The 12,242-nt window shown below is 66.2% G+C and carries 10 protein-coding genes; 1 reads left to right on the top strand and 9 read right to left on the bottom strand.

The features are described 5' to 3' along the window. Positions 1–54 precede the first annotated feature (54 nt). The 7 genes from E6C72_RS13770 to E6C72_RS13740 form a co-directional block, all read right to left on the bottom strand. Entirely contained in the window at positions 55–2,223 is a 2,169-nt protein-coding gene (locus tag E6C72_RS13770; protein WP_109086757.1) for a TonB-dependent siderophore receptor, read from the bottom strand. 375 nt (positions 2,224–2,598) lie between these two features. Beyond that, positions 2,599–2,844, bottom strand: a complete 246-nt coding sequence (locus E6C72_RS13765) for a hypothetical protein (protein ID WP_109086758.1) — start codon at positions 2,842–2,844, stop codon at positions 2,599–2,601. Positions 2,845–2,873: 29 nt separating this feature from the next. Further along, entirely contained in the window at positions 2,874–5,558 is a 2,685-nt protein-coding gene (gene adhE, locus E6C72_RS13760; protein WP_109086759.1) for a bifunctional acetaldehyde-CoA/alcohol dehydrogenase, read from the bottom strand. Positions 5,559–5,877: 319 nt separating this feature from the next. Next, positions 5,878–6,951 (bottom strand): ACR3 family arsenite efflux transporter, encoded by a 1,074-nt coding sequence (arsB, locus tag E6C72_RS13755; RefSeq protein ID WP_247875816.1) that lies wholly within the window; start codon positions 6,949–6,951, stop codon positions 5,878–5,880. Between the two features lie 18 nt (positions 6,952–6,969). After that, positions 6,970–7,473 (bottom strand): arsenate reductase ArsC, encoded by a 504-nt coding sequence (locus E6C72_RS13750; protein WP_109086760.1) that lies wholly within the window; start codon positions 7,471–7,473, stop codon positions 6,970–6,972. 23 nt (positions 7,474–7,496) lie between these two features. Then, a complete protein-coding gene (locus E6C72_RS13745) occupies positions 7,497–7,874 on the bottom strand; it encodes a helix-turn-helix transcriptional regulator (protein WP_109086761.1) in 378 nt (125 codons plus the stop codon). Positions 7,875–8,335: 461 nt separating this feature from the next. Further along, positions 8,336–9,211 carry a LysR family transcriptional regulator gene (locus tag E6C72_RS13740; protein ID WP_109086762.1) on the bottom strand — a complete coding sequence of 292 codons (876 nt, stop codon included), beginning with the start codon at positions 9,209–9,211 and terminating at the stop codon, positions 8,336–8,338. A 143-nt stretch (positions 9,212–9,354) separates the two neighbouring features. Here E6C72_RS13740 and E6C72_RS13735 point away from each other — a divergent pair, with 143 nt between their 5' ends. Continuing rightward, the gene (locus E6C72_RS13735; protein ID WP_109086763.1) at positions 9,355–10,332 is read left to right on the top strand and encodes a quinone oxidoreductase; all 978 of its coding nucleotides are present in this window, start codon (positions 9,355–9,357) and stop codon (positions 10,330–10,332) included. Here the strand turns inward: E6C72_RS13735 and E6C72_RS13730 are convergent. Beyond that, a complete protein-coding gene (locus E6C72_RS13730; protein WP_109086764.1) occupies positions 10,319–10,813 on the bottom strand; it encodes a GNAT family N-acetyltransferase in 495 nt (164 codons plus the stop codon). The two genes, E6C72_RS13735 and E6C72_RS13730, sit on opposite strands and share 14 nt — an antisense overlap. A gap of 16 nt (positions 10,814–10,829) precedes the next feature. Continuing rightward, entirely contained in the window at positions 10,830–11,978 is a 1,149-nt protein-coding gene (locus E6C72_RS13725) for a PQQ-dependent sugar dehydrogenase (protein ID WP_109086765.1), read from the bottom strand. Positions 11,979–12,242: the final 264 nt, after the last annotated feature.

Raw genomic sequence — 12,242 nt, 5'->3', positions numbered from 1 at the left:
AGCCCCCCGCCCGGCTCGCCGGACGGGGGGCTTCTTGCACAGAACGACGTGCCGTCAGAAGTTGCTGGTCAGCGTGACCAGGAAGGTGCGCGGCGCGCCGGGGGTGATGTTGTTGTTGCTGTTGGCGGTGCTGTAATACTTGCGGTCGAACAGGTTCTGCACGTTCAGCTGGGCCTTCACGTTGTCCGTGACGTTGGCGTAGACCGCCGCGTCGAAGCGGGTGTAGCCCGGCAGGGTCACCGTGTTGTCGGCACCGGCATAGACCTTGGTCTGGTGGATCATGCCGATGCCGGCGCCGAACATTTCGGTGATCTGGTACTTGTTCCACAGCGAGAAGCTGTGGCGCGGGACCAGCGCCACGCTGGCGCCGCTGGCCGCACTGCTGGTCGTGCTGGTGATCTCGGCCTTCTGGAGCGTATAGCCGCCGGCCACCTGCCACTTGTCGGTGATGTTGCCGCTGACGCCCAGCTCGAAGCCGCGGGTGCGCTGGCTGCCGGTCTGGACGGTCAGGGCCGGGTTGTTCGGATCGGGGGCCGAGGTGTTGGTGCGGTCAAGCTGGAACAGGGCGCCGGTCACCGACAGGTTCGCCAGAACATCCCACTTGGCGCCGATTTCCCAGTTCGTGAACTTCTCCGGCTCCAGATTGGCCGAGGTGGTGGTCAGGGTGGTGAACTGGTCGCCGGAGCCCGGCAGGTAGGACACGCTGTAGCTGGCATAGAGCGACAGCGGCTGCACCGGCTTGAACACCACGCCCAGGCGCGGCGACCACATGGTGTCCTGGCGGCTCAGCTTCTGGCCGTTGCGGTTGTTGGTGTAATCGATGTCGAAGCGCTCGAAGCGCAGGCCGCCGATGACCTGGAACTGCTCGGTCAGCTCGACCTGATCCTGGACATAGCCGGCGGCGGTGGTCACCGTGGCGCTGCTGTTGGCGTCGGTGGCGCTCTGCCGCCAGGTGGTCGGGCCGCGGTAGATCGGGTTGGACAGCGGCACCGTCACCGAGGTGGCGTTGCCGAAGAAGGCGGTGTTGCGGAACTGGTCGGTCTTCTGCCGGCCGATCTCGACGCCGGTCACCACCGTGTGCTTCACCGGACCGGTGTTCAGCTTGAAGATGGCGTCGGTCTGGTTGACGAGGTTGTCGCGCTCGATCGAGTGGTTGTAGCCGGACAGGCTGACCGTGGTGCCGGCCGCATTCACCGCACCGGCGAAGACGTTCTGGTAGATCTTGTCGTAGTGGGCGTAGCGGAAGCGGTCGCGGATGGTGATGTTGCTGGTGATCTCATGTTCCACCGTGGCGTCGACCGCGTTCGATTCGACGGTGGAGAAGCTGTTGTCCGGGTTGCCGAAGAAGGTGGAGGTGCTGGTGTTGAGCGGCACCCCGCGATAGGAGGGGACGCCGCGGTCGGCGGTGCGGTCGTCCTTGAAATACTCGTAGCTCAGCTTGATCTTGGTCTTGTCGCCGGGCGTGAAGGTAACGGTCGGGTTGATGCCGATCCGTTCGACATTCACGCTGTCGCGGTAGCTGTCGGAATTCTCGTACATGCCATTCAGGCGCACGGCGAAGTCCGGCGTCACCGCCTGACCGACATCGCCGGTAACACGGCGGGTGTTGTAGGAGCCGGCGCGCACGCTGAACTCGCGCACCGGCTGGCCATCGGCCTCCTTCTGCACGCGGTTGATGACGCCGCCCCCGCCGCCACGGCCGAAGATCATGGCGTTGGAGCCCTTCAGCGCCTCCACCCGGTCGATGTTGTAGAGGTCGCGGAAATACATGGCGTCGTCGCGCACGCCATCGAGGAAGAAGCTGGCCGTCGTGCTGTTGCCGCGGATGGTCAGCTGGTCACGGTTGCCCTCGCCCTGGCCGGCATTGACGCCGGGCATGTAGCGCACGACGTCGGCCATGCTCTGCATCGCCTGATCCTTGATCAGCGTCTCCGGCACGACCGAGATCGACTGCGGCACGTCCTGCAACGGCGTATCGGTCTTGGTTGCCGAAGTGCTGCGCTTGGCGACATAGCCCTGCACCGGCTCCGTCCGCTGCTCCGCTCCGGTCACCGTGACCGGACCCAGCACGGTTGCCGAATCCTGCGCCTGCTGAGCCTGTACGGTGACGGCGCCCCCCAGCGCCACTCCCGCCATTGCCACAGCCATCATCGACGCCTTCACCGCCGCCTTCACCGCAGTCGTGCGCAGCAGGATTGCCCGCTCCCGACCCTGCGTACCCATCTGCCGCTTACCCCCCAACATGCCCCTCATCAGCCAATCTTTCCTTTCGACATCACGAAAATGCGACTTATTCGCATATGCACGAACGTCATACGAAAGAATGGCGGGACGGGGCAAGGAGTTTTGCGAATAATTCCTATTATCTGAGGCTGGGTGCGACAATGCGGACCAGGGACCGGATCGATCCAGCCCTTTGGGGGGCCTTTGGCGATAGCAAGACTTCAATGGAGGGTTGCAATATCAGCCATCGTTATGCCTCGTCTGCCATAGCGACGACTGCCCGCCTCGCGATTTGCTGTTGTGGACCGGTACACGCATGCGAAAAGGGCGGGATGCCGAAGCACCCCGCCCTGATTCTTTCCGCCCCATGTCGTCTCAGAGGTCGCCCATCGACCGGTCGATCTCCCACACCAGACGGTCGGCCAGCTTGATCGAGCGGTCCAGATCGGTGGGGCTCATGCCCAGGCCGGGATCCTCGATCACCGGGAAGCTCTCCGCCCGGTCGACACCCAGTCCTTTGGCGCTGACCAGCACCTCATAGCTGCGGTTGTCCTCGTTGAACAGGCATTCGGTTTCGAAGCCGCGGGCATCGCTTTCGGCCCACATGATCGCTTTGCTCATGGTCTCAAATCCTGGCAAGAAGGGTTTCGTCACTTGGCAAGCGCCGCGTCCTTGCGCGTGGCGGACTTTCCGGCGGGCTTGACCTCGACCGGTGCTGCGTCCTGGGCCGACGGCTCGACGTAGGCGCGGCCGTAGTAGCTGTCGATCAGCAGTTGCCTGATCTCGGCCACCAGCGGATAGCGCGGGTTGGCGCCGGTGCACTGGTCGTCAAAGGCGGCTTCCGCCAGCGCATCGACCTTGGCGAGGAAGGCCGCCTCCGGCACCCCCGCCGCCTGGATCGAAGCCGGGATGTCCAGCGCCCGCTTCATCTCCTCCACCCAGGCCACCAGCTTCTCCACGCGCTCATGGTCGCGGCTGCCGCCCAGGTCCAGATGCCGGGCGATCTGCGCATAGCGCGCCACGCCCTTGGGACGGTCATACTGGCTGAAGGCCGTCTGCTTGGTCGGGATGTCGGCGGCGTTGTAGCGGATCACGTTGGCGATCAGCAGCGCGTTGGCGATGCCGTGCGGGATGTGGAACTCGGCCCCCAGCTTGTGCGCCATCGAATGGCAAACGCCGAGGAAGGCATTGGCGAAGGCGATGCCGGCCAGTGTCGCCGCATTGTGCACCAGCTCCCGCGCCTTCGGATCCTGCGAGCCGTTGCGGTAGGCCGACGGCAGGTTCTCCTTCAGCAGCTTCAATGCTTGCAGAGCCTGACCGTCGGAATACTCGTTCGCCACCACCGAGACATAGGCCTCCAGCGCGTGGGTCACCGCGTCGATGCCGCCGGCCGCCGTCAGCCCCTTGGGCATGTCCATGACGAGGTTGGCATCGACGATCGCCAGCGTCGGCGTCAGCTCGTAGTCGGCGATCGGGTATTTGGTTCCCGTCCGCTCGTCGGTCACCACGGCGAAGGGCGTCACCTCCGACCCGGTGCCCGAGGTGGTCGGCACCGCCACCAGCTGTGCCTTCACGCCCAGCTTGGGGAAGGTGTAGATGCGCTTGCGGATGTCCATGAAGCGCAGGGCGAGGTCCTCGAACGCCACTTCGGGCGCCTCGTACATCACCCAGATGATCTTGGCCGCATCCATCGGCGAGCCGCCGCCGAGCGCCAGGATGACGTCGGGCTGGAAGGCGTTGGCGAGCGCCACGCCCTTGCGCACCACCGCCAGCGTCGGGTCGGCGTTGACCTCGAAGAAGGTCTCGACCTCCAGCCCCAGCGACTTCAGCACGCGGACGCTGTCGTTGACATGGCCGTTCTCGAACAGGAAGCGGTCGGTGACGATCAGGCAGCGCTTCTTGCCACGCAACTCCTCCAACGCGAAGGGCAGGCAGCCGCGGCGGAAATAGATCGATTTGGGCAGCTTGTGCCACAGCATGTTTTCCGCCCGCTTCGCCACGGTCTTTTTGTTGATCAGGTGTTGCGGCCCGACATTCTCCGAGATCGAGTTGCCGCCCCAGGAGCCGCAGCCCAGCGTCAGCGACGGCGCGAGGCGGAAGTTGTAGAGATCGCCGATGCCGCCATGGGAGGACGGCGTGTTGATCAGGATGCGGGCGGTCTTCATCTTGTCGCCGAAATGGCGGATGCGGTCCTGCTTCTGGTCCTGGTCGGTGTAGAGCGCCGAGGTATGGCCGATGCCACCGAGCGCCACCAGGGCGGCGGCCTTGTCGCAGGCTTCCGCAAAGTCCTTGGCGCGGTAGAGCGCCAGGGTCGGCGACAGTTTCTCGTGGGCGAAGGGCTCGGTATCGGCGATGTCGGTGACCTCGGCGATCAGCACCTTGGTGGCGAGCGGGACGTTGAGGCCGGCCATGGCGGCGATGGCATGGGCGGGCTGGCCGACGATGTCGGCGTTCAGATGGCCGTCGGTCAGCAGCACCTTGCGCACGGCGTCGGTCTCGCGGGGCGACAGGATGTAGCCGCCATGGTGGGCGAAGCGGTCGCGCACGGCGTCATAGACGGCGTCGACCACCACCGCCGACTGTTCGGACGCGCAGACCACGCCATTGTCGAAGGTCTTGGACATCAGGATGGAGGCGACGGCACGCTTGATGTCGGCGAACTCGTCGATGACGGCCGGGGTGTTGCCGGCACCGACGCCGATGGCGGGTTTGCCCGACGAGTAGGCGGCCTTGACCATGCCCGGCCCGCCGGTGGCGAGGATCAGGTTGATGTCGGGATGGTGCATGACGGCGTTGGAGAGTTCGAGCGAGGGTTCGTCGATCCAGCCGATTATGTCGTCGGGGGCGCCGGCTTCGACCGCGGCGGCCAGCACCAGACGGGCGGCTTCGCAGGTCGATTTGCGGGCGCGGGGATGGGGGGAGAGCACCAGACCGTTGCGGGTCTTCAGCGCGATCAGCGCCTTGAAGATGGCCGTCGAGGTCGGGTTGGTGGTGGGGACGATGCCGCAGATCAGGCCGACCGGCTCAGCGATGGTCAGGATGCCGGCGTCGTTGTCTTCCGATAGGACGCCGCAGGTCTTGTCGTCCTTGTACTTGTTGTAGATGTATTCGGCGGCGAAATGGTTCTTGATGACCTTGTCTTCCATCACGCCCATGCCGGTCTCCGCCACCGCCATCTTGGCGAGCGGGATGCGGGCGTTGGCGGCGGCAAGCGCCGCGTTGCGGAAGATCAGGTCGACCTTCTCCTGCGGATAGTCGGCGAAGCGCGCCTGCGCCGCCTTCACACGCGCAATCAGGGCGTTCAGGTCGGAAAGGGTTTTAACGGTCGTGACCATGATCGGGCGTCTCCCGTCGGGTGTCGCCATGAGGCCGGTTTCCCGGCCCGGAACCCCCGAATCTCTCGGTTCCAAGCGGTATGTAGGAAACCTACATCCCGCTTGGAACCGGTGCAAGAGTGGTCATACCACCTGTCGCGAGATTTGATCTGGATCAGATCAGGCGGAGCCTATGCTGAGGCGCCTTCTTCAGGATGCGCTTTGGAACCTCGGAACCGGTTGTAAAGAGCTTGAGTGCCGCGATGTAGTTTAACTACATTATGGCGCTGCAACAAAAATCTGCGATCGGCCGCAGAAGAAACCGGTCGACAAGCAGGGGTCATGCCCCCGTCTGCCCTTCGTACCATGGCTTGGTTGCCTTGACGATGCGCACCACCGACAACATCACCGGCACTTCGACCAGCACCCCGACCACGGTGGCGAGTGCGGCGCCGGAACCGAGCCCGAACAGGCTGATGGCTGCGGCCACCGCAAGCTCGAAGAAGTTGGAGGCCCCGATCAATGCCGCCGGCGCCGCCACGCACCAGGCCACCCCGAACCGTCGCGACAGCCAATAGGCCAGCCCGGCGTTGAAATAGACCTGGATCAGGATCGGCACCGCCAGCAGCAGGATGACCAGCGGCTGCACCAGGATCTGTTCGCCCTGGAAGCCGAACAGCAGCACCAGCGTGGTCAGCAGAGCCAGCAGCGACACCGGCTGGATTCGGCCGAGCACGCGGGTCAGTGCCGGCTCGCCGCCGGCCGCCAGCAAACTGCGCCGCCACAGTTGGGCGGCCACCACCGGAATGACGATGTAGAGCAGCACCGACAACAGCAGCGTGCCCCATGGCACGGTGATCGATGCCACGCCCAGCAGCAGACCGATGATCGGGGCGAAGGCGAACACCATGATGAGGTCGTTCAGCGCCACCTGACTGAGGGTGTAGTGCGGTTCGCCCTCGCACAGGTTCGACCATACGAACACCATGGCGGTGCAGGGGGCTGCCGCCAGCAGGATCAGCCCGGCGATGTAGGAGGAAATCTGCTCCTGCGGCAGCAGCGGGGCGAACAGATGCCCCACGAACAGCGTGCCGAGCAGCGCCATCGAGAAGGGCTTGACCGCCCAATTGATGAACAGTGTCACGCCGATGCCGCGCCAGTGCTCCTTGACCTGCCCAAGCGCGCCGAGGTCGATCTTCAGCAGCATCGGCACGATCATCAGCCAGATCAGCACGGCGACCGGCAGATTGACCTGGGCGACTTCTGCCGCCGCGATCGCCTGGAACAGGCCGGGCACCAGATGGCCGAGCGCGATGCCGGCCACGATGCACAGCGCCACCCACAGGCTCAGATAACGCTCGAAATTGCCCATGGCGGGACGAGCCGCCGGGGTGGACTGGATGTCGGCGGTCATGGATTTACCCCTCCCGCTCTACGCTTCTGCCCGTGCCATGTCGTCCATCCTGCGCTTCAGCGCCATGCGGTCGAGTGACGCGATGGGCAGGCTGGCGAAGGCCTGGATGCGGCGTTCGATCTGGCCGAACACCGTGGCGGTGAGGGCGGCCTTCTCCGCATCGCTGCCCTCGGCGCTGGACGGATCGGCGAAGCCCCAATGGGCGCTGATCGGCTGTCCGGGCCACACCGGGCAGACCTCGCCGGCCGCGTTGTCGCAGACGGTGACGATGAAATCCATCCGCGGGGCGTCGGGGGCGGCGAACTCGTCCCAGCTCTTGGAGCGCAGGTCGGCGGTGGGGAAGCCCAGCCGTTCCAGAAGGTCACGGACATACGGGTTGATGCGCCCCGATGGCTGGCTGCCGGCGCTGAAGCCACGGAAGTGCCCCTTGCCTTCCCGGTTCAGCAGGCATTCCGCCATCATGCTGCGGGCGCTGTTGTGGGTGCAGAGGAACAGCACGTTATAGACGCGGTTCTCGGCCATTCTTCGCTCCGTCTTTTTGGATGTCAGCAGCCGCAGCGCGGGCGTGCGGTGGTCTTTTCGGTGTTGGCCGCGTCCGGCGTCGGTGCGCAGACCGCAATGCAGATGTTCGCATCGGCCGACCGGCCGCAGCAGTTTTCCGACAGGAAGCCGACGATGCCGGTCATCCGGTCGAAATCAGCCGAGTAGATCAGCGACCGGCTTTCCCGCCGCTGCACGATCAGTCCGGCATGGGTCAGGGTGGACAAATGGAAGGACAGGGTGGCCGGGGCCACCACCAGCGCCTCCGCGATCGATCCGGCGGAACGTCCCTCCGGTCCGGCCTCCACCAGCAGGCGGAAGATGTCCAGCCGCGTTTCCTGGGCCAGCGCCGCCAGCCCGGCCAGCACATCCTTCTTCTCCATGCCGACACCCCAAAATTCGACGATTCCCTAAACATAGAAATGTCAGTCGCGACCTCCGCCGTCAAACGACAGTTCCATGACAATCGAAGTAATCTTCGCTCAGGCGCCTGCGCGAGGCGGGATGCTGAAAAACAGAAGGCCTCCGCGGCTGTGCCGGCGGAGGCCTTCGCAGGATGAAGCGGGCTGGTGGAAGCGGGTTTAGAAACCGATGATGCCGGTCATCCAAAGCAGGATCACGATGATTCCGGGAACACCGAGAAGCCAAAGCAGGATAGGCATGCGTCTCCTCCATATTCAGATGGACAGGCTGCAAGAGCACTGCTCTTCGATGCTGCTGACTCAACGAAACGACTTGCCGATCTGTTCCATCGATTTTCCTGCTACGCCCAGGGTTCGCGGAAAATTTTGTTGGTACCGCCCATGGCGCCGGCCGCGATTGCGCCGCCGCCGCGATCACGACCTCAATCCTCCAGCAACGACCGCTCGGCGGCGATGATCGACACCAGGGCGTCCATCACCGCCCGCACCCGAGCCGACCGCCTGAGGTCGTTGTGCACCAGCAGCCACAGCTCCCGCGGCTGTGGCGGTGGAAGACCGTTGGCCGGCGCCGCCGGGACCAGGGCCGCGTCCGCCCGCCCCAGGAAGTGGGGAATCGTCGCAATGCCGATACCGGCTGCCGCCGCGCCGCGCAGACTCATCAGGTCGTTGGCACGGAAGACGAAGGGGCGGCGGCCGGCCACCTGCCGCAGCCAGCGCTGTTGCGGCACATGGTCCATGCTGTCGTCATAGCCGATGAACTCCCAATCGGCCTCGTCGCGGGCGTCGAGATAATCCCGCGTCGCATAGAGGCCGTAGCCCATCACGCCGATGCGGCGGGCGACCAGCCCGTCGTCTTCCGGCCGTTGCAGGCGCAGGGCGAGATCGGCTTCCCGCCGGGTCAGACTGACCGCGCGGACATCGCCCACCAGTTCCACCACCAGCTTGGGCAATGTCCGCCGCAGGCCGGCCAGCCGCGGGGCGAGGAAGCTGCTGGAAAAGGCCGGTGGGGCCGACAGCCGCACCGTCCCGGCCGGCTCGCCCGGTTGGCCACGGGCGTGGCGTTCCACCGCCAGCACCCCGTCCTCCACCCGGCGGGCGAGGATCGCGAACTCTTCCCCCTCCGCGGTCGGGGCATAGCCGCGCGGCAGCCGGTCGAACAGGCGCACGCCAAGGTCGGCCTCCAGCGCCGCCACCCGGCGGGCGACGGTGGAGTGGTCCACCCCCAGCCTCCGTGCCGTCGCAGACAGGCTGCCGCTGTCCGCCAGCGCCAGAAAAACGCGCAGGTCATCCCAATTCATCGGCTCGTTCCATCGGACCTACTCACCGGACGCTCCGTCTCTGCGCAAAAAAGCCCAGGATTTGGGTGACTTTGCCGAATTTCGGTGTGCTGCGCCACAGATTAGCTTTCGCTCCATCGCAACGATCAACGGAGACAGCCGAAATGATCCGCTCAATCCAGATGACCGGGCCGGGTGGCGCTGAGGTGATGCAGCCCACCCTCGTCGACCTGCCGGCCCCGGGCGAGGGTGAAATCCGCCTGCGCCACGACGCGGTCGGGGTCAATTTCGTCGACATCTACCACCGTACCGGCCTCTATCCGCTGCCGGCCTATCCCGCGACGCTTGGTGTCGAGGCGGCTGGCGTGGTGGAGGCGATCGGGCCGGGGGTGCAGGGTCTTGCCGTCGGCGACCGTGTCGCCTGGGCCGGGCTGCCGGCCGGCGGCTATGCCGAGGCCCGCCTGCTGGCCGCCGCCCGTGCTGTGCGCCTGCCCGACGGCGTGGAGCCGGTGACCGCCGCGTCGCTGCTGCTGCGTGGCATCACCGTCCACATGCTGCTGAACCGGGTCTGTACGGTCGGGCCGGGCAGCACGATCCTGGTGCATGCCGCCGCCGGCGGGCTTGGCCTGCTGCTGACCCAATGGGCGAAGAGCCTGGGCGCCACCGTCATCGGCACGGTCGGCAGCACCGCCAAGGCGGAGACCGCCCGCGCCCACGGGCTCGACCACGCGATCCTGTACCGGGAAGAGGATTTTGTCTCGGCAGTACGCGACCTGACCGGTGGCCGCGGCGTCGATATCGCGGTGGACGGTATCGGCGGCGACACGCTGCGCCGGACCTTCGATGCGGTGCGGTTGTTCGGCACTGTTGCCAGCGTTGGCCAGGCCGGCGGTCCGGTCACCCCGCTTGAACTGTCCGAATTGGGACCACGCAGGTCGCTCTGCCTCGCCCGGCCAAGCGTGTTCGCTTACATGGCCGATGCCGCCACCTACCGTACTGCTGCCGAGGAGGTGCTGTCGCGTGCCGCCAGGGGCTTGAGCGCCGGTCCGGTGACCTGCCTGCCGCTGGATGCCGCGGCTGAGGCCCATCGGGCCTTGGAGGGGCGGGGTACCAGCGGTGTCCTTGTCCTCAGGCCTGACTGACACGCTCCGGCGGGACCAGCCACTTCTCCATGGCGTAGTTGTGGATCGGCACATCGCCGATCCGCAGGTCCCGGCGCTCCAGCAGGGTGAAGCCACGCCGCAGGAAAAAAGGGCGGGCAGCCTCGCTGGCCTCCACATGCAGGCGGGGGTGGCCGAGCGCTCGGGCACGCTCCTCCAGCAGGTCGACCAGCGCCGACATCACGCCCTGGCCAGCTGCCTCCGGCGCGCAATAGAGGAAGTTGATGTGTCCGTCCGACTCCACGTCGCTGAATGCCACCGGCCGGTCGTCCTCGTCCACGGCGACCAGGGCGACGCGGCCGTCGCCATAAGCCTGCCGCACCCGTTCCACCGTCGGCGCCTGCGCAGCCCAGACCTCCACCTGCTCCGGCGTGTAGAAGCGGGGGCCGATGCCGCGGACGGAGCGGGCGTAGAGCGCCGCCAGCAGCGGCGCGTCCGATGGCCGGTAGTCTCTGATCCTCATCTGCCCCTTCTTCAGGTCATTTGACCGGCGCCAGCCGCAAGACCGCGCCGTCGGTGGCATCGGTGATCACATAGAGGGCGTCGTCCGGACCCTGTGCCACATCGCGGATGCGTGCGTCGAGCGGAATGCGCTCCACCTCCTTCGCCCCGGTTCCGTCAATGGCGACACGCACCAGCCCCTTGGCGCTCAATCCGCCGATCAGGGCGCTGCCCCGCCAGTCGCGGAACAGCCCGCCGGTGTAGAAGACCATGCCGGATGGCGAGATAACCGGCGTCCAATGGATGACTGCGTCGGTGAACTCCTTGCGGGTCGGCGGGGTCGGGATTGCGCGGCCGTCGTAATGCTTGCCCCAGCTGACCAGCGGCCAGCCGTAATTCCTGCCGGCCTCCGGCCGGTTCAGTTCGTCGCCGCCCATCGGCCCCATCTCGGCGATCCACAGCGAGCCGCTGCGCGGGTCGATGGCCGCCGCCTCGATGTTGCGGTGGCCGTAGGACCAGATGGCGCCCGCCGCTGCGCCCTCGCCGGCAAAGGGATTGTCCTTTGGAACGGACCCGTCGCGGTTCAGCCGGACCACCTTGCCCAGGGTGTTGTCGCGGCTCTGGGCCGGGTCGAACTTGTAGCGCTCGCCCAGCGTCAGGAAGAGGTGTCCATCGGGGGCGAAGGCGATGCGGGTGCCGAAATGGTTGCCGCCGTCCACCTTGGGCGACTGGCGGAAGATGACCCTGAAATCCTCGACCCCTTGTTCGCCCAGCGTGCCGCGGCCGAGCGCCGTGCCGGCGGTGCCGTTCTCGCCCGGCTCGGCATAGGCGATATAGAGGGTGCGGTTGCGGGCGAAGTCCGGATCGGCTGCCACATCCATCAGCCCGCCCTGGCCTTGATTGAACACCTTCGGCGTGCCGGCGAGCGGGGCGGATAGCGAACCGTCGCGTGCCATGATGCGCAGCCGACCCGGCTTTTCCGTTACCAGCGCCCGGCCGTCGGGAAGTAAATCGATGCCCCAGGGGCGTTCCAGCCCGTCTGCAACGCGGCTGACCGTCACCGGTCCGGCGCTGGTCGCGATGGTTTTCACCACTTGTGCATTGCCCGGCGGCGACTGGGCCAGGGCGGGGGAGGCGAGGGCGGCAAGAAGAGTGGTGGTGGCCGACAGGGTCAAGGTGCTGCGCATCACGATCCTCCGGTGACGGGGTGGGCGGTTCCAGGTTGGGGCAGCCGGCTGGCTGGCGGCCCCGAGTCTAGGTGGGGGTGGCGGGCTGCCGGCCAAGACCGGCGTCGCCAAAAGACACCAATGCCCGTTTAATCTGTATCAACGCGGCTCCTGTCCCGAGTGGGCTATGCTGGCCGGCGTGAGGCACAGCGCCGGCCGTGGGCCATTTGCGCCGCGTGCCATATCCATGGTCACGCCAAACAACCCCTCGACCGGCTGTCACCA

This window comes from Azospirillum sp. TSH100 (genome assembly GCF_004923295.1).
Classification (GTDB): domain Bacteria; phylum Pseudomonadota; class Alphaproteobacteria; order Azospirillales; family Azospirillaceae; genus Azospirillum.
This window is presented reverse-complemented; position numbering and strand designations above follow the sequence as displayed.

What these genes read in the sequence shown, in the direction of transcription:
- E6C72_RS13770 (WP_109086757.1), bottom strand. Translation starts at nt 2,223, where the DNA reads ATGGGTACGCAGGGTCGGGAGCGGGCAATCCTGCTGCGCACGACTGCG.
- E6C72_RS13765 (WP_109086758.1), bottom strand. Translation starts at nt 2,844, where the DNA reads ATGAGCAAAGCGATCATGTGGGCCGAAAGCGATGCCCGCGGCTTCGAA.
- adhE (WP_109086759.1), bottom strand. Translation starts at nt 5,558, where the DNA reads ATGGTCACGACCGTTAAAACCCTTTCCGACCTGAACGCCCTGATTGCG.
- arsB (WP_247875816.1), bottom strand. Translation starts at nt 6,951, where the DNA reads ATGACCGCCGACATCCAGTCCACCCCGGCGGCTCGTCCCGCCATGGGC.
- E6C72_RS13750 (WP_109086760.1), bottom strand. Translation starts at nt 7,473, where the DNA reads ATGGCCGAGAACCGCGTCTATAACGTGCTGTTCCTCTGCACCCACAAC.
- E6C72_RS13745 (WP_109086761.1), bottom strand. Translation starts at nt 7,874, where the DNA reads ATGGAGAAGAAGGATGTGCTGGCCGGGCTGGCGGCGCTGGCCCAGGAA.
- E6C72_RS13740 (WP_109086762.1), bottom strand. Translation starts at nt 9,211, where the DNA reads ATGAATTGGGATGACCTGCGCGTTTTTCTGGCGCTGGCGGACAGCGGC.
- E6C72_RS13735 (WP_109086763.1), top strand. Translation starts at nt 9,355, where the DNA reads ATGATCCGCTCAATCCAGATGACCGGGCCGGGTGGCGCTGAGGTGATG.
- E6C72_RS13730 (WP_109086764.1), bottom strand. Translation starts at nt 10,813, where the DNA reads ATGAGGATCAGAGACTACCGGCCATCGGACGCGCCGCTGCTGGCGGCG.
- E6C72_RS13725 (WP_109086765.1), bottom strand. Translation starts at nt 11,978, where the DNA reads ATGCGCAGCACCTTGACCCTGTCGGCCACCACCACTCTTCTTGCCGCC.